General features: G+C 62.1%; 21 protein-coding genes and 1 pseudogene. 16 read left to right on the top strand and 6 right to left on the bottom strand.

The annotated features are described in order from the left end of the window. Window positions 1-103 precede the first annotated feature (103 nt). Window positions 104-1,066: a homoserine kinase gene (locus tag HXS65_RS09475; protein WP_084209458.1), complete on the bottom strand. Its 963-nt coding sequence runs from the start codon at window positions 1,064-1,066 to the stop codon at window positions 104-106. A 200-nt stretch (window positions 1,067-1,266) separates the two neighbouring features. Next, window positions 1,267-1,596, bottom strand: coding sequence for a DUF2782 domain-containing protein (locus tag HXS65_RS09470; RefSeq protein ID WP_084209457.1), 330 nt, complete (start codon window positions 1,594-1,596; stop codon window positions 1,267-1,269). Window positions 1,597-1,928: 332 nt separating this feature from the next. Here HXS65_RS09470 and polA point away from each other — a divergent pair, with 332 nt between their 5' ends. The 10 genes from polA to HXS65_RS09420 all read left to right on the top strand — a co-directional run bounded on the left by polA (window position 1,929) and on the right by HXS65_RS09420 (window position 15,416). Further along, window positions 1,929-4,817 (top strand): DNA polymerase I, encoded by a 2,889-nt coding sequence (polA, locus tag HXS65_RS09465; RefSeq protein WP_176493725.1) that lies wholly within the window; start codon window positions 1,929-1,931, stop codon window positions 4,815-4,817. Between the two features lie 124 nt (window positions 4,818-4,941). Further along, window positions 4,942-6,009 (top strand): type I restriction endonuclease, encoded by a 1,068-nt coding sequence (locus HXS65_RS09460; RefSeq protein ID WP_077378587.1) that lies wholly within the window; start codon window positions 4,942-4,944, stop codon window positions 6,007-6,009. A 297-nt stretch (window positions 6,010-6,306) separates the two neighbouring features. Further along, window positions 6,307-7,869: a sigma-54-dependent Fis family transcriptional regulator gene (locus HXS65_RS09455; RefSeq protein ID WP_255304474.1), complete on the top strand. Its 1,563-nt coding sequence runs from the start codon at window positions 6,307-6,309 to the stop codon at window positions 7,867-7,869. A 451-nt stretch (window positions 7,870-8,320) separates the two neighbouring features. Then, the gene (locus HXS65_RS09450; protein ID WP_255304473.1) at window positions 8,321-9,457 is read left to right on the top strand and encodes a TRAP transporter substrate-binding protein; all 1,137 of its coding nucleotides are present in this window, start codon (window positions 8,321-8,323) and stop codon (window positions 9,455-9,457) included. After that, window positions 9,454-10,200, top strand: coding sequence for a TRAP transporter small permease subunit (locus HXS65_RS09445; protein ID WP_077378593.1), 747 nt, complete (start codon window positions 9,454-9,456; stop codon window positions 10,198-10,200). The genes HXS65_RS09450 and HXS65_RS09445 overlap by 4 nt, the downstream gene beginning before the upstream one ends. Next, on the top strand, window positions 10,190-11,539 hold the full coding sequence (locus HXS65_RS09440; protein WP_077378596.1) for a TRAP transporter large permease subunit: 1,350 nt from the start codon (window positions 10,190-10,192) through the stop codon (window positions 11,537-11,539). The genes HXS65_RS09445 and HXS65_RS09440 overlap by 11 nt, the downstream gene beginning before the upstream one ends. A gap of 164 nt (window positions 11,540-11,703) precedes the next feature. After that, window positions 11,704-12,303, top strand: coding sequence for a hypothetical protein (locus HXS65_RS09435; protein WP_077378599.1), 600 nt, complete (start codon window positions 11,704-11,706; stop codon window positions 12,301-12,303). A 288-nt stretch (window positions 12,304-12,591) separates the two neighbouring features. After that, window positions 12,592-13,749: a TauD/TfdA family dioxygenase gene (locus HXS65_RS09430; protein WP_375782208.1), complete on the top strand. Its 1,158-nt coding sequence runs from the start codon at window positions 12,592-12,594 to the stop codon at window positions 13,747-13,749. 20 nt (window positions 13,750-13,769) lie between these two features. Then, window positions 13,770-14,384, top strand: coding sequence for an HD domain-containing protein (locus tag HXS65_RS09425; protein WP_176493770.1), 615 nt, complete (start codon window positions 13,770-13,772; stop codon window positions 14,382-14,384). 51 nt (window positions 14,385-14,435) lie between these two features. After that, window positions 14,436-15,416: an ABC transporter substrate-binding protein gene (locus tag HXS65_RS09420; protein ID WP_084209453.1), complete on the top strand. Its 981-nt coding sequence runs from the start codon at window positions 14,436-14,438 to the stop codon at window positions 15,414-15,416. 169 nt (window positions 15,417-15,585) lie between these two features. Here HXS65_RS09420 and HXS65_RS09415 read toward each other — a convergent pair whose 3' ends face one another. Then, window positions 15,586-15,777, bottom strand: a complete 192-nt coding sequence (locus HXS65_RS09415) for a hypothetical protein (protein ID WP_176493724.1) — start codon at window positions 15,775-15,777, stop codon at window positions 15,586-15,588. 40 nt (window positions 15,778-15,817) lie between these two features. On the opposite strand from HXS65_RS09415, the gene HXS65_RS09410 reads away from it, so the two are divergent. The 4 genes from HXS65_RS09410 to HXS65_RS09395 all read left to right on the top strand — a co-directional run bounded on the left by HXS65_RS09410 (window position 15,818) and on the right by HXS65_RS09395 (window position 19,189). Continuing rightward, window positions 15,818-16,663 (top strand): amino acid ABC transporter ATP-binding protein, encoded by an 846-nt coding sequence (locus tag HXS65_RS09410; RefSeq protein ID WP_176493723.1) that lies wholly within the window; start codon window positions 15,818-15,820, stop codon window positions 16,661-16,663. Between the two features lie 83 nt (window positions 16,664-16,746). Further along, window positions 16,747-17,622, top strand: a complete 876-nt coding sequence (locus tag HXS65_RS09405) for a transporter substrate-binding domain-containing protein (protein ID WP_255304472.1) — start codon at window positions 16,747-16,749, stop codon at window positions 17,620-17,622. 96 nt (window positions 17,623-17,718) lie between these two features. Further along, a complete protein-coding gene (locus tag HXS65_RS09400; protein ID WP_084209450.1) occupies window positions 17,719-18,438 on the top strand; it encodes an ABC transporter permease in 720 nt (239 codons plus the stop codon). 1 nt (window position 18,439) lies between these two features. Next, window positions 18,440-19,189 (top strand): ABC transporter permease, encoded by a 750-nt coding sequence (locus tag HXS65_RS09395; protein WP_084209449.1) that lies wholly within the window; start codon window positions 18,440-18,442, stop codon window positions 19,187-19,189. A gap of 167 nt (window positions 19,190-19,356) precedes the next feature. Here the strand turns inward: HXS65_RS09395 and HXS65_RS09390 are convergent, their stop codons facing one another. Together HXS65_RS09390 and HXS65_RS09385 are read right to left on the bottom strand one after the other, a co-directional pair. Next, window positions 19,357-20,283 (bottom strand): carbon-nitrogen hydrolase family protein, encoded by a 927-nt coding sequence (locus HXS65_RS09390; RefSeq protein WP_084209448.1) that lies wholly within the window; start codon window positions 20,281-20,283, stop codon window positions 19,357-19,359. A gap of 42 nt (window positions 20,284-20,325) precedes the next feature. Next, window positions 20,326-21,846 (bottom strand): sodium:solute symporter, encoded by a 1,521-nt coding sequence (locus HXS65_RS09385; protein ID WP_084209447.1) that lies wholly within the window; start codon window positions 21,844-21,846, stop codon window positions 20,326-20,328. A gap of 413 nt (window positions 21,847-22,259) precedes the next feature. Between HXS65_RS09385 and HXS65_RS17580 the strand changes: the two are divergent. Further along, window positions 22,260-22,481: pseudogene (locus HXS65_RS17580) on the top strand (LysR family transcriptional regulator); the annotation flags it as partial. Between the two features lie 27 nt (window positions 22,482-22,508). Continuing rightward, a complete protein-coding gene (locus HXS65_RS09380) occupies window positions 22,509-23,210 on the top strand; it encodes a LysR family transcriptional regulator substrate-binding protein (RefSeq protein ID WP_255304479.1) in 702 nt (233 codons plus the stop codon). Window positions 23,211-23,252: 42 nt separating this feature from the next. Here the strand turns inward: HXS65_RS09380 and HXS65_RS09375 are convergent, their stop codons facing one another. Continuing rightward, on the bottom strand, window positions 23,253-23,921 hold the full coding sequence (locus HXS65_RS09375; protein WP_176493722.1) for a TetR/AcrR family transcriptional regulator: 669 nt from the start codon (window positions 23,919-23,921) through the stop codon (window positions 23,253-23,255). Between the last annotated feature and the right edge of the window lie 211 nt (window positions 23,922-24,132).

Below are 24,132 nucleotides of genomic sequence, written 5' to 3'. Positions count from 1 at the left end.
GCGTCGGAGAAGACAATGGCGCCCGCACGGATGCGGGCGCTCAGGGGGCGCATTATGCCTGCTGGGGAGGCGCAGGCAATCGCTTTGCCACTTGCGTGGGCATTCAGGCCGGCTGGGTGGCGTCGGGCAGCGGCAGGGCGCCTTCCTCGATGCGCCGGCCCAGCAGCTGGCGATACTGTGCCGGGTCCTTCGGCGTCAGGCTGTGAGCGGGCGGGTCCACGTAGACCACCAGCAGGCGTGACAGCCAGTAGCGCAGCGCGGTCATGCGCAGCATGCTCGGCCACAGGCGGCGTTCGTCAGCGTTCATCGGGCGCTCGGCCAGATAGGCGCTGAGCAGGGCGTCATAACGCGCCTGATCCAGTCGGCCATCGTCATTGGAGCACCAGTCATTGACCAGAATCGACAGATCGAAGATCAGGTCGCCGGTGCAGCCATTGTAGAAGTCGATGATGCCGCCGAGGCGATCGCCGTCAAACAGGGTGTTGTCGCGGAACAGATCCCCGTGCAGCGCGCCCTGTGGCAGGTCGACGCCACTGAAGACGTCTTCGCAGACATCGATCTCGTCGGCCATCAGCGCCTGGTCTTCCGGGCTCAGATAGGCCAGCACCTTGTGGTGCATCGGCTTGATCCAATGCAGGTCACGGGTGTTGGGGCGCTGGCCGGTGAAGTGCTGCGAGACGGCGTGCATGCGTCCCAGCGCCGCGCCGATCTCGCGGCACTGGGCGACATTGGGCGAGACGGGCCACTTGCCCGGCATGCGCGGGAACAGCAACGCCGGCTTGCCTGCCAGTGTCTTGAGCGCCTGACCTTCGCGGTCATGCAGCGGGCCGGGCACCGGCAGCTGGTGGCCGGCGAGGAAGTCGAGCAGCTCGACGAAGAAGGGCAGTTCCTCATGCTCGCCCTGCTCGAACAGGGTCAGCACCATCTCGCGGCGGTCGGTGGTGACGAAGAAGGTCGAGTTTTCGGTGCCGTGGGCGACATCTTCCAGCGATGTCAGCGTGCCTGCATCGTACTCTGCCAGAAATTCTGCGACCTGAGCCTCGCTCAGGGGGGTAAAGACTGCCATGGGTGACTCTTCTCGCCGAAATGTGTCCGCCCCATCAGTGGCGCGCCGCTGACGCGGCGGCAGTGCGCTGACAGGAGTTGTTGTCGGTAGGCAGGAGGGAGACCGCCATGCCCGGACCGAGCGCAAGGGATGCGTCCGGTCCGGGCATGATGCCCGTCACTGCCGGGTCAGATGCCGCGTGACCCGCAATGCCGAGCTTATCACTTTTTCCGCGCCCAGCCGGGCACCTTGAGCTGACTGGCCTGCGACACGCTGGAACGGGTGAAGTTGCCGTTGCCATCACTGTCGAGCAGGAAGAAGGGCGTGCCCCCCTTGGGGATGATCTCGATGGCGTACAGATGGCCATTGACGCGGTATTCGCGCAGCTGGCGGTCATCCTGCTGACGGCTGGTGACCTGTGGCTTGGGGGCATCACTCTCGGCCACGGCCAGCGGGGCGCCCAGCGCGGTGATGACCAGCAGCAGAGCACTCGCCAGCAGCGTGGGCAGGCGCAGCGTCGGGTGCGGAGCAATCGAAGCAGTCGTGCGCATGGCATTCCTCCTTTAACACGTGAGCCTTCATCGCAGGGAGACTGGCGACAAGGCCCCGTACACAAAAGTCCTGAGCGCAAAGATTCTGTGCGCAAGCGTGCGGAGGGCAAGCGAATCGGCGATGGCCAGAAACCTTGCCTGATGGGCGCAGTCTACGACTCTTGTCAGCCGCGTGCACGATTTCACTGCCCCCGGGAGCTGCCCGAAAGCCGGGGCGTGACTGTGCCTCGCCGCAGCCCTTGCGTATCATGACAGCCATTGATGCCGAGAGAGTTTCGGCCCCGACTCTGCTTGCCCCAAGCTCACCCTTCAGCCTACGGATGCGACTGCTCATGGCCGCCACGCCGATCGTTCTCGTCGATGGATCTTCCTACCTCTATCGTGCCTTTCATGCCCTGCCGCCGCTGACCACCTCCAAGGGCCTGCCCACCGGCGCGGTGAAGGGCGTGATCAACATGCTCAAGAGCCTGATCCGCCAGTATCCGGACAGCCCCATGGCGGTGGTGTTCGACGCCAAGGGCAAGACCTTCCGTGATGACATGTACCCCGAGTACAAGGCCCAGCGTCCGCCGATGCCCGATGACCTGCGCCTGCAGGTCGAGCCGCTGCATGCCTGCGTACGCGCGCTGGGTCTGCCGCTATTGTGCGTGGAAGGTGTCGAGGCCGATGACGTCATCGGCACTCTTGCGCGACTGGCCACCGAGGCCGGGCGTGACGCCGTCATCTCCACCGGCGACAAGGACATGGCCCAGCTGGTAAACGAGCACATCACGCTGGTCAACACCATGAAGAACGAGACGCTGGACGTGGACGGCGTCACCGAGAAGTTCGGCATTCCGCCCAATCTGATCATCGACTTCCTCGCGCTGATGGGCGACAAGGTCGACAACATTCCCGGCGTGCCGGGTGTGGGCGAGAAGACCGCGCTGGGCCTGCTGCAGGGCATGGGCGGCGGTCTCGACACCATCTACGGTGACCTCGATCGCATCAAGACGCTCAGCTTCCGCGGCGCCAAGACGCTGGCCAAGAAGATGGAAGCGCACCGCGAGGATGCCTATCTCTCCTATCGTCTCGCCACCATCAAGCTGGACTGCGAGCTGGAGCATGGCCTGGAGGACCTCGCGATCGCCGCGCCGGATACCGCCGCGCTGGTCGAGCTCTACAAGGAGATGGAGTTCCGCGCCTGGCTGAAGGAGCTGCTGGAAGGCGGTGACATGGCCGCCACCCCGCACGCCGACGAGAAGGACAGCGGTGTCGCCGGCAGTGATCTGTTCGGCGACAGCATCGCGCCGGTCGCGGACAAGGCCTCCGGCAAGGGCAAGACCGCCGCTGCACCGACGCCTGAGCTGGATGGGGCGGGTGACGAGGACGAGATGCCCGAGGCGCTGCCGCCGCGTGAGGAGCGCAACTACCGCGCCATCACCGAGCAGGCCGAGCTGGACGCGTGGCTGGAGCGCGTGCGCAACGCCACCTCGCTGTGCTTCGACCTCGAGACCACCAGCCTCAACTACATGGAAGCCGAGATCGTCGGCATCGGCATGGCGCTGGAGGTCGGCGAGGCCGTCTACATCCCCGTCGCCCACAGCTATCTGGATGCCCCCGCGCAGCTGGACCGCAAGGCCGTGCTGGAGGCGCTGACGCCGATTCTCGCCGATGGTGCCATCACCAAGATCGGCCAGAACCTCAAGTACGACATCGAGGTGCTGGCGCGCTATGACATCGCGGTGGCCGGTCCGCTGGCCGACACCATGCTGATGTCCTACGTGCTCAACTCCACCGCGACCCGTCACGACATGGACTCGCTGGCGCTCAAGTACCTGGGCGAGAGCACCATCAGCTTCACCGACATCGCCGGCAAGGGCGCCAAGCAGCTGACGTTTGACCAGATCGCGCTGGAAGAGGCGATGCCCTACGCCTGTGAGGATGTCGACATCACCCTGCGCCTCGCCGCGCTGCTGATGCCGCGCATCGAGAAACTGGGGCGTCTGGGCGAGGTGCTGCGTGATTACGAATACCCGCTGATTCCGGTGCTGGCGCGCATCGAGCGCAACGGCGTCGCGATCGACCCCGAGCGCCTGCACGCCCAGACGCGTGAGCTGACCGAGCAGATCCACGACATCGAGAAGCAGGCCTTCGAGCTGGCGGGCCGCGAGTTCAACCTCTCCTCGCCCAAGCAGCTGGGTGAGATCCTCTTCGAGGAGCAGAAGCTGCCGGTCAAGAAGAAGACTCCCAAGGGCGCGCCGTCCACCGCCGAAGCCGTGCTTGAGGAGCTGGCGCTGGACTACCCGCTGCCCAAGCTGATCATGCGCCATCGCGGCATGACCAAGCTCAAGAGCACCTACACCGACAAGCTGCCGCAGCTGGTCAACCCGACCACGCGCCGCCTGCACACCAGCTACCATCAGGCCGTCACCGCCACCGGGCGTCTGTCGTCTTCCGATCCGAACCTGCAGAACATCCCGGTGCGCAGCGAGGAGGGCCGTCGCATTCGTCAGGCCTTCATTGCACGCCCCGGCTATCGCATCGTCGCGGCGGATTACTCGCAGATCGAGCTGCGCATCATGGCGCACCTCTCCGGTGACAAGGGGTTGCTCTCGGCCTTCGCCGACAACCGTGATGTGCACGCCGCCACCGCCGCGGAAGTCTTCGGTACCGAGGAATCGCGTGTCAGCAGTGACCAGCGTCGCAGCGCCAAGGCCATCAACTTCGGGCTGATCTACGGCATGTCCGCCTGGGGCCTCTCGCGTCAGCTGGATATCGACCCCGGCCAGGCCAAGACCTACATCGAACGCTACTTCGAGCGCTATCCGGGCGTCGCCACCTACATGGAAGACACTCGCCACCTCGCCGCCGAGCAGGGCTACGTCGAGACCATCTTCGGCCGTCGTCTCTACCTGCCGGAAATCGGCTCGCGCAATCATGCGCGTCGCAGTGCTGCCGAACGCACCGCCATCAACGCCCCGATGCAAGGCAGCGCCGCCGACATCATCAAGCGCGCCATGATCGACGTGGACGCCTGGCTGGCGGGCAATGACGGTGACAAGGCGTACGACGCCATGATGGTCATGCAGGTACACGATGAACTCGTCTTCGAAGTCGCCGAAGCACAGGTCGAAGACTTCATGAAAGACGTTGCGCAGCGCATGCAGAACGCCGCCTCCCTCGATGTCCCTCTGCTCGTCGAAGTCGAGCAAGGCGACAACTGGGAAGAAGCGCATTAATGCGACGGACTTTTTAAGCAATAACAAAAACCCCGCCGAGGCGGGGTTTTTGTTATTAACTTTGACAGTTATCCTTATCAGGGCAAAGATCTAGGAGCTAGCTTTTACACAGGGAAGAAGAAAAATGAGCTTAATAGAACGTTTCCAGCCATTAGTCCGTCGTGCACGTGATGAAAGTTCTCACATTACGACCGAAGAGGCCACCAAGACGGCGTTAATATTACCCATGTTGCAGATCTTGGGGTATGACGTTTTTAATCCTCGCGAGGTCATTCCAGAGTATATTGCCGATATAGGGAAGAAAAAGGGAGAGAAGGTTGATTATGCCATCATGAAAGATGGCGAGATATCCGTGTTAATTGAGTGCAAGCCCTTGGGTATGAATCTTGACCAAGCCCACTTCACCCAGCTTTATCGTTATTTCAGTGTGACGCCTGCGCGCTTTGGTGTACTCACGAATGGTGTGGAGTATCGCTTCTTCTCGGACTTGGATGACAGGAATAAGCTTGACGATCAGCCTTTCTTCCGTTTCGATCTGCTAGATCACAACGACCGTGATTTAGAAGAGTTGAAAAAATTCAGTAAAAGTGATTTTGAAGTTGATAATATTCTTGGCTCTGCAAGCCAGCTTAAGTATATCTCGCTTATACAAGAAGAGTTTGCTTCTCTCATTACCGACGTGCCTGAAGACTTTGTGAAATTTATTGTGTCGCGTGTCTACGAAGGGCGCATGACTCAAAGTGTGGTGAGTGAGTTCAAGCCAACCGTTTATGATGCAATTCAACAGTTTATTCGTGAGCAGGTGGATACTCGACTCAAGAAAGCGCTTAACTCCAGTGACTTGTCAGTTAGCGACGTTATGAGAAGTGATCCTGTTGAAAAAGAGGTAGAGCCAGAAGATGGCATTGAAACCACGCAAGAAGAAATTGACGCCTATAATATTGTAAGAGCTTTGGTTTGCGCCAAGGTTGATATTGAGCGTGTTGTCATGCGTGATACTAAAAGCTATTGCGGTATTTTGCTTGATGATAATAACCGCAAGCCTATTTGTCGCCTGCGCTTTAATGGTAAAAGCATCAAAAGAGTCGAGTTTTTTGATGATGACGCCGATCGAGTAGAGATCAAAGACGTTAAGGACATTTTCTTGTTCAAGGAACGCTTGTTGAACACTATTGATAAATATATCCAGTAAATAGTGTTGGCTGATAAGGAAACCCCGCTCCGGCGGGGTTTCCTTGTTTTTGGGGCGAGTGTCATCTGGCAAGTTCTAGTTCTACATGGAATGGTCCACAGCTAGATCGCGAGTATAAGCAACCACCGCATGTGCTGACCTAGGGAACTCCTACGACCACTGGCTACGTTGATCCTTGGCGGCGGTAGGCCGATGCTGTGGGTGGTGTCCGGTTTTCCGGACGCTGGCCGCGGAATGGCGCGGCACACAACAATCAGATCCGGCGGGTGTGGTGGCAGAGGGATACGGCTACCCACGATGACCGGACACGCCAAGGGAGAGTCGGTGATGGCTCAGCAGATGCCAGTGTCAGGCGCGGTGGGCGGGGAGAAGATGGCTGCCCCGCTGCGCAACGATTCACCTGCCACCTCGATTCATGTCGAGCGGGCGCGTCGCGAGTTGCTGCGAGCCGCGATGGATGCGGTGGAGGAGTGGGTGGTGGTGGTGGATGCCCAGGGCGGTATCCAGTTTCTGAACGCGCCCTATGCCGAGTTTCTCGGGGTGGAGGCCAGCGAGGTGCTGGGGCGCGATGTCAGCGAGGTGATCGAGAACACCCGCATGCATGAGGTGCTGGAAAGCGGACGCGCGGAGCTGGCCCAGCTGCAGTTGATTCGTGGCCACCACATGATTGCCCACCGTTACCCCATCTTCCGCGATGGCGGGCTGATCGGCGCCATCGGCTCGGTGCTCTATCACGACACCTGGGAATGGCGGCAGGTGAATGCTCAGGTCCAGGCGCTGGAAGCGGAGGTGGACTACTACCGTCAGGCGCTGGAAACCCCCAATGGCGCGCGCTGGCAGCTGAGTGACATCATCGGGGATTCGCCCGCCATGCGGGAGCTGGCCAGCAAGGTACGCAAGATCGCCCCCGGCGGCGCCTCGGTATTGATCCGGGGCGAGTCCGGTACCGGCAAGGAGCTGTATGCCCATGCGCTGCACCGCAGCTCGGCGCGCGCCAAGGGGCCCTTCATCAAGCTCAACTGCGCGGCGATTCCCGAAGCGTTGCTGGAGGCGGAGCTGTTCGGCTATGAGGAAGGCGCGTTCACCGGCGCGAGGCGAGGCGGCAAGCCCGGCAAGTTCCAGCTCGCGGATGGCGGCACGCTGTTTCTCGATGAGGTCGGTGACATGCCGCTGGCGATGCAGGCCAAGTTGCTGCGCGTGCTGCAGGACCGCGAGGTCGAGGCGGTCGGCGCGACACGACTGGTCACCGTCGATGTACGAGTCATCGCCGCTACGCACCGCCCGCTGGAGGCGCTGGTCGAGAGCGGGGAATTCCGCGAAGACCTCTTCTATCGCATCAACGTGGTGCCACTGCAGGTGCCGCCGCTGCGCGAGCGCCGTGACGACCTGCCGACCCTGGCCACGCATCTGCTGTCACGTCTGGCGCGTCGTAGTGGCCGTCGTCCGCCGATACTCTCCGAGACCGCGTTGGAGCGCCTGTGTGCCCATCACTGGCCCGGCAACGTGCGCGAGCTGGAAAACGTCCTCGAAGCGGCCTTCTATCTGGGCGGCAGCCATATCCAGCCGACCGATCTGCCGGATGCCATCGGTGCCCGGCATGGCGATGCGCGGCATGGCGATGCCCGCCGGACTGAATTATCCACACCCCCCTCGGATTCAGACGTGCTTGCTGCTTCCGACACGCCACTGGCAACCGGCTCGCTGCGGGAGGCGATGGCGCAGACCGAGCGACGCCTGATTGAGGCCGCCCTGTCTGCCGCCAATGGCAATCGCACCCGCGCCGCCCGTCAGCTCGGCATCGCCAAGTCCTCGCTCTACGAGAAGCTCAACCGTCATGGCCTGTTGGCCGAAACGCCCTGATCGAGAGTGGTTTCACCTTCCCGCCACAGACGAGGGGTCAAAGCGTCCGGAAACTCGGTCAATGACCGGAATTCCGGACGCTTTGCGTGTCTCGCCACCCCACGCCGTGCCTACCCGCATGGGGTCTGCATTCCACTATCGGCATATTCGACTGGAGTCGTAGACCGAATGCATGTCAGCGCGCGACCTTGGTCGCAGCCTTGGCGACCCGCGTGTCCGACTTTCCGGACACTGCCGAGCATGGATGGCGGCATCGAGGACATCGTGCGGCTACTCGTGCGCGATTGGCTCTCGTAGCTCTCTGAAATCATTGGAATTGTTGTGGCGTGGTCAGGCGCTTGCGTTGTCAATGGGTAAGTTGACGTAAGCGTCAGCTTGTTGCGTGCCTTAACGCCAGAAAGCATCGAGCCGTACGACCAGCCAGTACAACAACAAATCAGGGAGCCGTGCCATGTTGCATCACGCCACGCCGCGTCACACGACGCCGACTCGTCGCCTGCGCCTCGGAGCCGCCATCGCGGCGGCCGTCGCCACCACCACCTTGATGGCCGCCGCACCTGCTCAGGCGGAAGGGCCGAAGCAGCTCGACGTCGCCAGTACCTTCTCGACCAAGAACTTCCTGGGCGCCGGGGCCGTGCGTCTGTCCGAGGAACTCAAGAGCGCCACCGGCGGTGAAGTCGGTCTGCGCGTGCACGAGCCGGGCGATCTGGTGCCGGCCTTCGAAGTCTTCAACTCCGTCTCTTCCGGCGCGATCCAGGCCGGTTGGGACTGGATGGGCTACTGGGCCGGCACGGTGCCGATCACCAACCTCTACGGGGCGCTGCCGTTCGGCCCGAGCCCGGAAGCCTTCATGTCATGGATGTGGGCCGGTGAGGGCACCGAGCTGATCCAGGCCGCCTATGACCCCTACGGCGTGAAGGTGCTGCCGTGCTTCATCTCCCCGCAGGAGACGGGCGGCTGGTACAACAAGGAAATCAACTCGCCGGATGACTTCAAGGGCCTGTCGATGCGCATCTCGGGCCTCGGCGCCAAGGTGCTCAACAAGCTGGGCGCCTCCACCCAGCTGGTACCGGGCAGCGAGATCTATCTCGCGCTGGAGCGTGGCCGTGTCGATGCCACCGAGTTCTCGGTGCCGCAGGTCGATCAGGCGATGGGCTTCAATGAAGTCGCCAAGTACTACTACTTCCCGGGTTGGCACCAGAGCGCCAGCTGGTTCTCGCTGTTGATCAACCAGCAGGTGTGGGACAGCTACAGTGATCAGCGCAAGGCGCAGTTCCAGACCGCCTGCCGCGCGACCCTGCAATGGGCGATGGGCGAAGCGCCGCCGGCTCAGGTACGTGCGATCCATGAGCTCGAAGCCAAGGGTGTCGAGGTCAAGCGCTTCCCGGAACAGGTGATGACCGCGCTGCAGAAGGCATGGGGGGAAGTGCTGGAAGAAGAGAAGCAGACCAATCCTGACTTCGCCAAGGCCTATGATTCGCTGATGAAGCATGCCGCACTGATCGACGAATGGTACGAGCTGCAGGCCATGCCGCAGCCGATGGCCATGAAGCAGGCCGGTGACGCTGAGGAGGGTAGCGCCCAATGACCGACCCCCGCCTTGCGCCCTGGCGGGCACAGGGCGGGGCGGTGTGTGACGCCCTGGGCCGACCGCTGGTCGGCCTGGGGCTATGGGTGGGTCGCCTGACCAGCTGGTTGGGTCTGGCGATCATCCTGGCCGTGCTCACCACCGTCACGCTCAACGCCCTGGGCATCAATGAAATCGCCAACTGGGGGTCGCCTGACGTGCTGCTGTTCGGCACCGCGATCACCATCAATTCCGTCACCGAGCTTCAATGGCATCTGTTCGGCCTGCTGACGCTGTTCGGTGGCACCTATGCCTTGCACAGCGACACGCATGTGCGGGTCGATCTGTTCTACCAGCGCCTCTCGCCGCGTGGGCGCGCCGTGGTCGATATCCTCGGCCACCTCATCATGCTGATTCCCTTCTGCCTGCTGATCGCCTGGCTGTCCAAGCACTTCGTCACCATGTCCTACATGTCCGGCGAGAAGTCCAACTACGGCGGGCTGGTGGACCGGTATCTGATCAAGGCGATGCTGCCGACGGGACTGGTGTTTCTCGCCCTCGGCGCACTCGGGCAGATCTTCGAGAATCTGGCCTGCCTGTTCGACCCGGCGCGCACTCCTGAGCGCCTGAAGGACCACGAGATTGCCAGTCTTGCCGGCCTTGCACCTCAGGCAGGCAAGACGCAGGACACCGCTGCACACGAGACGGCCGGCACGACGGCACCCAAGGATCAAGCAGACGGGAGCCATGACGATGCTCGCTGAATACGCCTTGCCCATCACCATGGTGGTGGCACTTCTGATCGGTATCTTCTCCGGCTACCCGGTAGCCTTCCTGCTCGGCGGGCTGGGTATCCTGTTCGCCTTCATCGGTGACATTCCGCTGCCGTTTCTCGGCACCGTCGGCTCGCGCATCTTCGGCGGGGTGATCGAGAACTGGCTGCTGATCGCGATTCCGCTGTTCGTGTTCATGGGACTGATGCTGGAAAGCTCCGGGGTGGCGCGCAATCTGCTGATGACGTTGCAGCGCCTGTTCGGTCGCGTGCATGGCGGTCTTGCCGTCTCGGTGGCGCTGCTGGGCGTGGTGATGGCGGCCAGTACCGGCATCATCGGTGCCTCGGTGGTCATGCTGGGGCTGCTGGCGCTGCCGGTGATGCTGGGGCAGGGCTACAAGGCCGAGATGGCCTGTGGCGTGATCGCGGCCTCCGGCACCCTGGGCATCCTGATTCCGCCCTCGATCATGCTGGTGCTGATGGGCTCCATCCTGCAGATCTCGGTGGGGGCGCTGTTCAAGGCGGCGCTGATTCCGGGGCTGATGCTCGGCGCGCTCTACGTGGCCTACCTGCTGATCACCGCCAAGCTGCGTCCGGACTGGGCACCGCTGCCGGACCAGTCGCTGCTCGGCACCGACAAGACGCCGCTGCCGCTGGCGCTGCTGCGGGATCTGCTCGGCCCGATGGTGCTGATCGTCGCGGTGCTGGGCTCGATCATGACCGGTATCGCCACGCCCACCGAGGCTGCGGCCATCGGCGCGGGCGGCAGTCTGCTGCTGGCGCTGGTGATGGGCGGGCTGTCCTTCGACACCCTGCGCAACACGCTGCGCGATACCTCGCGGACCAGCGCGATGATCCTGTTCGTCGTCATCGGCGCGACCTGCTTCTCGGTGGTCTTCAAGCGCCTGGGCGGCGACTATCTGATCGAGGATGTCATCACCGGCACCGGCCTGGGTCCCTACGGCCTGCTGTTGCTGCTGATGGGACTGATCTTCGTGCTCGGCTTCTTCCTGGAGTGGATCGAGATCAGCTTCGTGGTGCTGCCGCTGGTGGCGCCGGTGGTCGAGGCGCTGGACTTCGGGCTCGGGCTTTCCGGCCAGGGGCTGCTGGTATGGTTCGCGATTCTGGTCGCCATCAATCTGCAGACGAGTTTCCTGACCCCCCCCTTCGGCTACGCATTGTTCTATCTCAAGGGCATCACCGCCGGGCAGGTGTCCATCGGCACCATCTATCGCTCGATTCTGCCCTTCGTCGGCCTGCAGCTGGCGGGGTTGATCCTGTGCATGCTGTTCCCCGCGCTGGTGCTGTGGTTGCCGGGGCTGATGCCCTGAGTGCGGGCAGGGGGCGGGCAGGGTGTGGGCAGAGTGCGGGCGTGACATCGGCACCGTGCCACCGCCACGCCGGGGGAGGGGGCAGCAGCGCGAGGGGCATCACAGGGAGGTGATGTGCCACAGATCCGCCGTGATCGGCAGAGCGATCCATCAGGGAGAATGAGATGCTGCCACGACGCAGGGTATTGATTGCGGGGCAGGGGGAATGGCTGGAAGCCATGGCGCGCACCTTCCTGGAGGATGGTGCCATCATCGCCCTGATGAGCACCGCGCAGACGGATCTCGAGCGCGTGCTGGACGCGCTGGGCGGCGAGCAGTCGGATCGCTTCGGTCAGGTGGTGGGCGAGGGCTGTTTCGAGGTGCTGGTGGCGCGTCTCGGCCGTCTCGACGTGCTGGTCTGCATGCCGCCGCAGGCCGTGGCCGGGCAGTCGCTGGAGGCGTGTCTGGTCGCGCAGGTCGCCGGGCCCGGCGCCTTGCTCAAGGCGGCCTGTGCACGCATGTTGCGCCACGGTGGACGCCTGCTGGCCGTCGCGCCGCCGCTGTCCTCGCCGCTGCCCTCGCAGGAGCATCATGGCACTGCCATGGCGCAGGCGGCGCTGGGTGAGTTGATCCAGCGCCTCGCGCTGCGTGCCCCCGACAGGGTGCGTGCCAATCTGCTGTGTCCCGAGGGCAGCCGACCGGACGCCGTGGCGGAGTGCGCGCGCTTCCTGGCCGGTGGTGCCGGTCGCGCGCTCAACGGTCAGGTCCTGCACCTGACCGACTGATGTCGAATGGGGGCTCCCGGCCCTCGTTCTCTTGTCGTACCCCCGGCGCACGATGGCTGCCGGGCCTGCCTGGCATTCCTTCCCAAGCCTTGCCGATTCGTTTCCGCGGATGCGCCGCGTACGCTGGTCCGACATATGGCCAATTTCATCAAATCTATGTCCAATTTCCTCAAACCACTTCGACGGTAGGGGCTTAAGGTAGAAGAGATTCCAGTCGGACCCGCCCCCGAGAGCAGGCACCTGCCAGGGAAAACAAGCGTGCCGCTCCCCAGCCGTGGAGAACATCGAGTGCCCAGCGCCCCCCTTTCCGTCTGCCTGACAGACTCCGGACGACAACTGCAGCTGAGCCACCCCGAGGGTGATCTGACCCTCGAGGCGCTCTGGCTGCGCGAGCGGAGTCCTGATGACGCGACTCTCGATTCCCTGACCGGTCAGCGCCTGATCGAGGCGGCGGATCTGCCGCTGGAGCTGCGCCTGAGCGAGGCGCAGCTCGACGGCGATACGCTGTCGCTGGCCTTCAGCGACGGCCACGCGGTGAGTGTCTCGTCATCGGTCCTGCTGGCGGAGTGTCGCGCGCCACAGGCCTACCAGGGCATGACGTTCTGGCAGGGGAGTCTCGCCCAGCTGCCCGAGGCTGACTTCGCGGCAGCACTGGACGATGACGCGGCCTTGCTGGACATGCTCGAGCAGTTGCAGCGCTTCGGCTTCGTGCGGGTCAGTGGCGTGCCGGACACGGAGGACGGCATGCAGGGGCTGATCCATCGCATCGGGCCGCTGCGACGCACCAACTGGGGCGGCATCGCCGACGTGAAATCCGTCGCCAACGCCTATGACCTCACGATGACCCAGCGCGGGCTGGAGCCGCATACCGACAACCCCTATCGCGATCCGATTCCCGGCTATATCTGGCTGCACTGCCTGCGCAATGCCGCCCAGGGGGGTGACAGCACGCTGGTGGACGGGTTCAGCGCGGCGGAGCATCTGCGTCGTGAAGACCCCGAGGCCTTTGCCTGCTTAACCGAGGTCAGCCCCGGATTCCGCTATCACGATGCCACCACGCGGCTGGAGAGCGAAGGCCCCTTGATCGAGCTGGATAGTCGGGGGCAGGTGGCCCGTGTGCGCTTCTCCAATCGTACCGAGCGGGTGCCGGCGTTGCCGAGCGCGACCCTGCGCCGTTACTACGCGGCCCGTCAGGCGTTCTACCGCCTGATTGCCGGTGACGACTTCACGCTGCATCTCAAGCTGGCGCCGGGCCAGATGCTGATCATGGACAACTACCGGCTGTTCCATGGTCGCAGTGCCTTCCAGCTGGAAGGCGGCATCCGCCACATGCGTCAGGGCTATGTGGATCGCGACTCCACGGCCAGCCGCCGCCTGCTGCTGGCCGACCAGCTTGCCGATCAGCTCAGCGGTCAGCCGGACAACCGGGAGGAGGCCACCGCATGAGTCAGCAAGATACCGTCCCGATGACCCAGGCGCGCTTTCGCAGCTTCGCGGAAAGCACGCATGCCGAATGGGCGCTGATCGATGCGCACTTCCGGGAGTATCAGTCCGATGCCTGTCGGCGCGTGATTGCCCACCTGGGCCGCCTCCAGGGAGATCACCATGGCTATCCGGTGGATCGCTACGAGCACTGCCTGCAGACGGCGACCCGCGCCTTGCGTGCCGGCGCCGATGAGGAGATGGTGGTCTGCGCGCTGTTGCACGACATCGGCGATGATCTCGCACCGGCCAATCATGCCGAGATCGCCGCCGGTATCCTCGAACCGTTCATCGATCCGCTCAATGTCTGGATGATTCGCCATCACGAGCTGTTCCAGGGCTATCACTACCGGGAATACTTCGGCCAGGACCGCCATGCACGTGATGCCTACGCCCACCACCCTGCCTATGAGCGCACCGTGCGCTTCTGTGACGAGTGGGACCAGACCAGCTTCGATCCCGAATACGACACCCTGCCGCTTGCGCATTTCCTCCCGATGCTTGCGCGCGTGATGGGGCGTGAGCCCTTTGGCGGCCTGCCGAAACTGGTGGCAGCGCCATCGGCTGCAGTCGCGCAAGGCATGCAAGACCCCGCTTGACACTCCCTATAACAAGGCCCGGCGCGACCGGTGCTGACAAGGAACGACAAGATGAAGCGACCCCTGACCTGCCTGACCTCTTCCCCGTTGCGCGGCACCCGCCGCGGACTTCTCACGCTCGGTGCACTGCTGCTCAGTACGGCGCCGCTGGCGGCTTCTGCCCAGGACACGGACGACGCCTTGACGCTCATCGTGCCGCCCTGGCCCGGTGTCAGCGTCAAGAGCGAGATCGTCGCCCAGATTCTCGCCCCCATGGGCTATGACGTGGAGCGGCAGGAAGTCAGCTCCACCGTCGGTTACAACACGCTGACCACCGGCGATAGTGATGCCTTCCTCGCCGGCTGGCTGCCGGCCCAGAAGGACAGCTACGACGCGGCCATGGCGGCCGGCGCTATCACGGATCTCGGCAACAACGTCACCGGTGCCCGGATGGGCTTCGCGGTGCCGGGCTATGTCTATGACGCGGGTATCCACAGCGCGGCGGATCTGGCCGCCCACGCCGATGAATTCGATGAGACCATCTACTCCATCGAAAGCGGCTCCACCATCAGCGACATGCTCAACGGCGCCATCGACGACGATGTCTATGGGCTGGGTGACTGGGATGCGATGGAATCCTCGACGCCGGGGATGCTCAGTGAAGTGCGCGCCGCCGAGCGCGAGCAACGCTGGATCGCCTTCTACGGCTGGACGCCGCACTGGATGGTGCCGGAATTCGACACCCATATCCTGGAAGACCCGGAATCGGTCTTCGGCCCTGACAACGGCGCCAGTGATGTCAAGACCGTCGTGCGGACCGCCTACGCCGAGGCCAATCCCAACCTGACGCGCTTTCTCGATCAGCTGGTCTTCAGTTCCGATGAGCAGAGCGCCTTCATCCTCGACTACAGCCTGAACGAGCGTGACCTCGATGAGGTGGCGCACGACTGGCTCGTCGCCCACCCGGAGCGTCTGGCGGAGTTTCTTGCCGGCGTGACGACCCGCGATGGCGAAGATGCCGTCGCTGCCGTGAACGCCAGCCTGCAAGACTGACGTAGCCTCCCTACCGCGATGACGGCATGGGGCGAGAGCTGACAGATTCCTGCCCCGTGTGGCATTGCTGCGTCGCCTCAAGGCTTGCATTTCGTGCTGATAGTGCCTGCCGCACCCGTCCGTGGTGTGGGGAGTCGTTATGTGGAACGCCTATTGCTATACAACTGTATCAATTGTTGTTCGCGCTACCGCTGATGTCGCGACGGGTCGCGGCAGATCGCGGCAGGGCAAGCACCATCTGGCCATCGGTCGCTTCGGTCAGGCAGTCGCGCAGCGCATCAAAGTAGTGCGTCATGCCGATCCCCGCTGCACGGTGCCCCATCCCAAGCCAGCCACAGCCACCCACTTGTGAGTCGCTCATGACTATCTCGCCCTCGAACGTATCTCCCATGACCCGCTCGATGAAAGCAGACAGCAACGGCATCTCTCAGCCTCAGGAAGTCTGCCTTGAAGGCAGGGCAGGGCCCTCGCGATCCTCATCGAATCGGGTCATCGTCGAAGCCAGCAACATCGTCAAGCACTACGGTGATCTGGCAGTGCTGCATGACGTGTCATTGCGCGTGACGGAAGGCAGTGTCACCACCATCATCGGCGCCAGTGGCTCCGGCAAGAGTACCTTGCTGCGCTGCATGAATCTGTTGGAACGCCCCAACAGGGGGGAGCTGTCGATCGCCGATGAGCATCTACGTTTCGATCGCGACAGCCGTGGTGGCCTCATCGGGCTGGATCGTCGTCAGATCCAGCGCCTGCGCTCCAAGGTCACCATGGTCTTCCAGCAGTTCAATCTGTGGCCGCACCTGACCGTGCTCGGCAACGTCACCGAAGCGCCGATGCGCGTGAAAGGCAAGTCTCGGCGTGAGGCGACTCGCATCGCGGAACATTACCTGGAGCGGGTCGGCATGCTGGAGCGCGCCGACAGCTATCCGGCGTTTCTCTCCGGGGGGCAGCAGCAGCGAGTCGCGATCGCGCGTGCGCTGGCAATGGAACCGCGTGTCCTGCTCTTTGATGAGCCGACATCCGCTCTGGACCCGGAGCGGGTCAGTGAAGTGCTCAGTGTCATCCGCAGTCTCGCCGATGAAGGACGCACCATGCTGATGGTGACCCACGAAATGGCCTTCGCCAGAGAAGTGTCCGACCAGATCGTTTTCCTCGATGAAGGCCGAGTCGGGGTGGCAGGCAGTCCGGCGGAGGTCTTCGAGCAGACCCGCCATGAACGCTGCCGACGCTTCATCGCACCGGCAGCTTGAGGAGGCCTCCACTGAATTGCCCCGGCATGGACTTCCCCACCATGCCGCTGATGGAACCACAACAATTGCCAGGAGATGGCCTGATGACCTTGATGAACGATGCTGGATTCGCTGCCAAGATACCTTCACTGACCGCGCGTGGAACGCGTTCTGCCTCGACTTCCATATCTGCGCTGCGCAAGCTGGCCGGTGCACTGATGATGGGGGGACTGGCACTGGGTGGCCTGACGCTTGGCGCCGCCCAGGTGCACGCCGCCGACACTCTCAAGGTCGGGATCTCCGCCGAACCTTACCCGCCCTTTACCTATACCTCCGCCAGCGGCGAGTGGACCGGCTTCGAGGTCGAGCTGGCCAACGCGATCTGTGACGCCATGCAACGTGAGTGCGAGATTACCCCCACAGGCTGGAGCGGCATCATTCCTTCGCTGAAGGCCGGGCGTATCGACATGATCATGAATTCGATGACCATCACCAATGCTCGCGAGAAGGTTATCGACTTCAGCATTCCCTATTACCATTCATCGGGTGCCTATGTGGCCGCCAGCGACCTGGATATCGATATTCCAGAAGGCCTGGATGGCATGGTTCTCGGTGCCCAGGCGGCGACCACCCACGCCAACTTCGCGCGCCGGGCATTGAGGGACAGCGGTGTCCAGGTGCGCCTCTATGACCAGCAGGAGCAGGCCAACAGTGACCTGTTTTCCGGTCGGGTGGATGTGATTCTGGCAGACGAGATCGCCATGAATGCGCTGATCAAGCGCGAGGAGGCACACGGCTTCGAGATCAAGGCGACCACGCCGCAGCACCCGGCCTATGGCGAGGGGGTCGGCATCGGGATTCGCAAGGAAGAGGGGGCGCTGAAGGCGGCGATCGATGATGCCATCCAGAAGGTCTACGCGGACGGTACCTGCACGGCGCTGTCGAACAAGTACTTCGATACCGACGTCTGCCTGGGCTGATCACGAGCGTGCTGGCCCGATGGCTGGTGTCGTCTGGCCAGCACGCTTCCCGTAGTGCCTTCCTCCTATTCACCTGATACGACAAGGCTTCTGATCATGTCCCAGTTTGCCCAAGAAGGGCTTGCCGATTGGGCCGGCCCTATCCTGTCCGGTGCCGTCACCACCTTGCAGATCGCCTTTGCTGCCTATGCCATCGGGTTGCTGCTGGGGTTGGTCGGCGCAGCGGCAAGACTCAGCCCATGGGCGGTGCTGCGGGCGCTTGCCACCAGCTACTCGACCGCCGTTCGCGCGGTGCCGGAACTGCTGCTGATCATCCTGCTGTATTACGGTGGCTCCCAGGCACTCACTGCGCTCATGAACGCGCTGGGTGTCGCGGGCCAGATCGAGATCAGTGGCTTCGTCACTGCCGTCGGCGTGCTGGCCTTCGTCCAGGGGGCCTACATGACCGAGGTCTTCCGGGGCGCCATTCTGGCCATTCCCAAGGGCCAGCTCGAGGCCGCCGATGCCTATGGCTTTTCTCCGCTGGCACGGTTTCGCCATATCACGCTGCCCGGCATGCTGCCCAATGCACTGCCCGGCATGTCAAACCTGTGGCTGATTCTGATCAAGGACACGGCGTTGATCAGTGTCATTGGCTTCAGTGAGCTGTTCTTCACCGTGCAACAGGCGGCGGCCAGCACGCGCGACTACTTCCTGTTCTACAGCGTGGCAGGACTTCTGTATCTGCTGATGACGCTGACCTCGAGCCTCGCGTTCGGCCGGCTGGAGCGCTACGTGCGCCGTGGCGAGCCCGTCATTTCTGCCCAGGAGGCGTGATATGGACTTCAGCTGGTTGTCGGACCCCTACTATCAGGAATCATTGTGGCGGGGGTTGTTCAATACCCTGTTGTTGCTGGTGGTGTCGGCCGTGCTGGGTTTCACGCTGGCGGTCGGCATGGCATTGGCGCGCATCAAGGGCCCCAGGCCCCTCGCTTGGCTAGCCAATGGCGTGACCATCGTGATGCGAGGCACGCCCCTGCTGGTGCAGTTGTTCTTCTTCTATTACGGCATCGGTCGGCTGCTGGAAGGCATCCCCGGCATTCGCGAGAGCCTGTTCTGGGGCGTTCTGCGTGACCCGTTCTTCTACGCCACCCTGACCTTCACCCTCTCGGTGGGCGCCTATACCGGCGAAGTCCTGCGCGGTGCGCTGCTCAGCGTGCCACCGGGTGAGCGGGAAGCGGGGCGTGCCTTCGGCATGAGGCCCTTCCAGGTCTTCACTCGCCTGTGGTTGCCGCGTGCCATCCAGCTATGCCTGCCGACCCTGACCGGCGAGATGATCCTGCTGCTCAAGTCGGTGCCGCTGGTCTCGACGATCGCGATGATGGACCTGCTGCAGGTCGCCAACATCATTCGTGACGAGAACTTCCTCACCTACGAGCCGCTGCTGTTCATCGGTGCCATCTACCTCGTGCTGACCATCGTGCTGACCCTGTGTCTGCGTCAGGTGGAACTCAACTTCCCCGGTGTGCGCGCCCAGGCACGCAATGGCGGGTGGTTATCACGACTGCGTCCGGCAGGTTCCGTGTAATGATGTGAGACATCGCGTATTACCTGACAGGCTGCCCTGACACTCCACACCAACGACAACAGCCCCACCCTCGAGTGTCGAGAGTGGGGCTGTTGTCATTGGTGCGTCAGTCGACTGTCACCGTTCACGACAGCGCTCAGGCGTCAGGCATCAGGCATCAGACAAGCTCAGTAATAGACGGCCTTCTTTTCTTCACGATCCACCATCACGGACAGCACATCGGGGCGGGCGTAATGCCCCACCGGATCGAAATCCAGCTTGCTGCGGATCAACGTATCGCGCGCAAGTGTGGCATGCAGGATGGTACGCTCATTGAAGACAGGGCCTGCGATGATCTCGCCGAGTGGTCCGAGAATCACGCTGCCGCCGCGCATCAGGACATGTTCCGGCGAGTCACCGAGTACGCAGTTGTAGTCATCTCCGAAGTCGCCACGTGTCAGGTACTGGCAGGCACTCAGGACATAGCAGCGGCCTTCCAGCGCGATGTGCTGCATGGAAGACAGCCAGGTATCGCGGTCATCAGCCGTCGGTGCGCAGTAGATCTCCACTCCCTGCCCATACATCGTCTGGCGCAGTGCCGGCATGTAATTTTCCCAGCAGATCACCGCGCCGACCTTGGCCAGTGAGCTATCCACGGCATCCAATGTCGAGCCGTCTCCGAAGCCCCAGATGAGACGCTCCGAGCCCGTGGGCATGAGCTTGCGACGCTTGCCGACAATTCCTGCCTGCGGATCGATGAACACCACGCTGCAATACAGGGTCGAGCCATCGCGTTCGATGATGCCCATGACGATGAAGACGCCATGTTCGCGGGCTGATTCTTCAATGCTGCGCAGTTCCGGTCCGTCGATTTCCACGGCGCCTTCAAAATAGCGTCGAAAGTCTTCACGTCCTTCCGGGAGCCGCGTGCCTACCGGGGCGCCGAATGTCAGCCCCTTGGGATAGGTACCCAGAAACGCCTCTGGAAATACCACCAGCTCGGCCTCTCCCTGCGCAGCTTCCTCTATGAGACGGCATGCCTTGAGGGCTGTCTTCTCGGCATCGAATGGCACGCTGCTGTCCTGGATCACTGCAACTTTTACGTTGTCTTGCATGAGAGTCACCTATGAATTGGAGATAAAGGACGCCATGAGAATTCAGCGCGAAGGTTGAGTGCTTGAGGGAACAGGCGTGTCGCAGTTGTCGCGCATGTATTCATCGAACATGTCATGGAATTCATGCTGTGATCGTTCACAGACCGGAGCTGACAGACGACTGACGACCATCATCACGACAAGGTTGACGATGAAGCCTGAGATACTGGGGCCGATGACGATATCCAGTTGCAAGATGGCCAGGATCGCCATCACCGCAGTCCCCGAGAGCAGCCCTGCAAAGGCACCGGCTTCCGTGATTCGACGGAAATGCAGCATGCCGAGTGCGGAAGGCACCAGTTGCAGACCGAGACCGAAGCCGAGCGAAGCGATGGGCACCAGATAGCCTGCACCACTGGGCAACATGGCCAGCAGGAAGACTAGTACGGTCAATGACGCCACGACTACACGCGTGATGAGCGTGATGCGCTGACTGCTCAGCGGCTCCTTGGTGAAGCTGTTGACGATGTCTTCCGCCACGATACTGGCCGATGATAGTAGCTGGCTGTTGATGGTCGAGATGGCGGCGGCCAGGATGCCGGCAACCACGAAGGCGCCCAGCAGTGGCAGATGCTCGTTGAAGATCAAGGGAAGAATGGTGTCGCTGCTGCTGGCATCGAGGCCCGGAGCCACTCCGGGGATCACGGCCGCCAGACCCACGAGCAGCGGAATGATCGCCATCATCCAGGAATTCCAGAACGGGGTGGCCATGGCGACCTTGCCGAGTACCTCTGCGGAGGAGGCGGAATAGAACTTCTGCCACATGTGCGGCAATACCCAGGCACCGAAGCCAAGTCCCAGCCAGAGTTCCAACATTTTCAATGGCTTGCCGGAATTGACCAGCAGCTCTGGTTGAATTTCGGCCACGGCTGCGAACATCTGACTGCCGCCGGCAAGATTCATCACATAGATGGCAGTGAAGATGAGAATCGAGGCAAAGAAGATACCCATGAAGGAGTCCGTCCAGGCGGTGCCCTTGAAGCCGGCCCACAGCACGATCACACCGACCATGATGGATGTGACGGTCACACCGACCACATAGGGAATGGCTCCCCCTGACAGGGCATCCAGTGCCTTGGCGCCTCCGATGACCTGGATCAGCATGACAGGCACCAGAGCCGTGATGCCGGTGACGGCCACGGCGATCTTCAGGCGCTTGCTGCGGTAGTAACGCTCGACCATCTGTCCGGGAGTGATGAAGCCGAAGCGCTTGCCAGCCAGCCAGATGCGGGTGCCGAACATCCAGATGAAGATACCGTGGAAGATGGTCCAGACGGCAAAGCCGACGAACCAGATGCCTTCGCGATAGTAGGAACCGAAGGCCCCGAGCAATGTCCAGGTGGAGAAATAGGTTGCGCCCATGGAGAGCACCAGCACCAGAGTGCCCATGCCTCTCCCGCCGATGACGAAATCCTCGGAAGTCGTGGATTGCGTATTGTTGGCACTGCGTTTGGCGAATAGCGAAATCAGGATGAAGACACTGATGAAGGCGACAAGTACAGCAATCGTGACGGTGTTATTCATGTGAATGCTCCTCCACGATGGGCCTTGCTTTCAGTGCATTCATCAAGGGCTTGAAATACAGGGGATATAGCGAAATGACGCAGAGTGTGAGCACCGCATTGCATACCAGCGTCAGTGCCAGCGGCTGGGGAATTCCCCAAATCAATTTCGAGGAGTTGAATATTCCAATATAAGGAAGCCATGTCAGTAATAGACAGAGAGCGACCACCCACCATACGAACTTTCTTATATTTCTTATGCTCATCATGTTTCCTTGCATATGACATGCAGGTCAGGATCGTTATTTATCGTGATGAAATCTTCCGGGAGATGTCCTGTTCAGAGTAAACGCGACTCCCTGTATGGGAAATTAGAATCTTGAGCACGCCGCGTTGACGTAAAGTACACACCTGACAACGTTCTGAACGTCAGAAGTGCGCTTAAATGGTGCTGACCAACCGCCCCTCGATCAGGAGGCTCCCATTCAGATACTCACTTATCGTTATTTCCTGGCTGTCGCGGAAACCGGGTCAGTTCGTCAGGCGGCGCATGAGCTGCATGTCAGTCCGTCGGCCATCAGTCGCCAGATACAGAACCTGGAACATAGCTTTCAGACGGCTCTCTTCGATCGTCGTTCTTCGGGCATGTTCCTGACGGAAGAGGGGCGCATCCTGGAAGCTCACATGCGCAATACCCTGAGAGAGATGGACCTTGCGAAGTCGAAGATTCAGGAAATCCATGGTCTGATGGCGGGGACCGTGCGCTTCGCCACCATAGAGGGGGTGATGAGAACCTGGCTGTCGCCGGCCATCGCCCGTTTCCAGCGACAGCATGAACAGGTCACCTTCTCCGGTACCGTCACGGGAAGTCCGGCGGTCTATGACCAGCTGAGTTCGGACGCGGTGGATATCGGAGTTGCCATGGAAGTGGATCTGCCTGCCGATATTGAGGTCATCGAGCGTTACCCGACGCATTTCATTGCTGTCGCGCGGCCCGACCATCCACTGGCCGGGTGCGATTCGATCACCCTGGAAGCGCTGGTGGGGTGCTCGCTTGCGATGCTGAACGGGAGTTTTCTTACGCGACAACTGGTCAATGCAGCCTCCGTCAGGATCGGCAAGACGTTCAGAGTCATCTTTGAAATGGACAATATCGAGATGCTGAAGCTGCATGTCCTGGCCAATGGAGGCATGACGATATTGCCAAGTTACGCGATCAGTCAGGTGGAGCTGAGTCGCGGCGACCTGGTCGCCATTCCGATGCAGGGTACCGCCTGCCTGGCGTGTTCCACGGTATTGTGCAAACGCCGTGATCGGCGGATGACCCATGCAGCCAGGGCCTTTGTCGAGACGCTTTGTACTGTTCCCATGACGACGCATCCATAACCTCATCGGCGGGGCTGGGTCATCACGTCAGGGGCCCAGTGTTCAGGCCCCGAAACCCGCGATGAAGACGCGCACGCAGCGCCTGACGTGTGGTCGCAGGCTTTCCGGGTCGGCCGGTTCGGGGAAGCTGCCCAGCAGGGCATCGACATGCAGCGGGTTGAGCAGCATGCCGGTCAGCAGGTTGGCGGCGGCCAGCGGTTCCTGCCCGAGGCCGGAGCCTGGCAAGTGGCCCTCCGCCACCTGTCGTGACAGGTAGCCAGCCAGCCGCTGGCGCGTCAGCTTGGGGCCATTGTCGAGGAAGAGCTTGCCGAGCTGCGGGTTGCGGCCGCTCTCGAAGGCGAGGCCACGAAACAGCCGGATCAGCTGTGGCTCGAGGGCCAGTGTCAGCATCGCCATCCCGAAGTGTTCCAGGGCCTCGTCGACGCGACGTGCCTCATTGACCTCGTGATCCATCACCGACCATACCGACTGTGCTTCCTGCTGCATCACGGCGAGGAACAGCCCCTCCTTGTTGCCGAAATTCCGATAAAGCGTCGTCAGTGATCCGCCGGCCTCCCGTGCGATCTCGTTGATGCTGGTCGCGGCGTAGCCATTTTGCAGGAAGTGTTCTCTGGCGACTTCCCGCTGGCGTCTGAGGCGGGCTTCCCCGCGCGGCGAGGTGCGGGATGTGGCGGTGTCCGGAGCACTCTGCGAGGAAGGGGAGTCCGTCATGTCTGTGTCCTCTGGTGAAAGGGGCCGACTGACGCCGTCAGGGTTGCGATATTGCGAACGAGGCACGCTGTCGGTTGACGCTGTCGGGGGTGGCTCAATGAAGTGTAGTATTCATTACACTTAGTGGCGGTGCAAGATGGCAGTCCCGAGCGCAGGCGTTGCGTCATCGAGGCCGGCCACCGTCAGACGGTTTCCCTGCCTGGCACTGACA

It is taken from the genome of Cobetia sp. 5-25-4-2, assembly GCF_013374075.1.
Taxonomy (GTDB): Bacteria; Pseudomonadota; Gammaproteobacteria; order Pseudomonadales; family Halomonadaceae; genus Cobetia; species Cobetia marina.
Note: the sequence above shows the minus strand (reverse complement) of the source record. Positions and strands in the feature narration are given on the sequence as shown.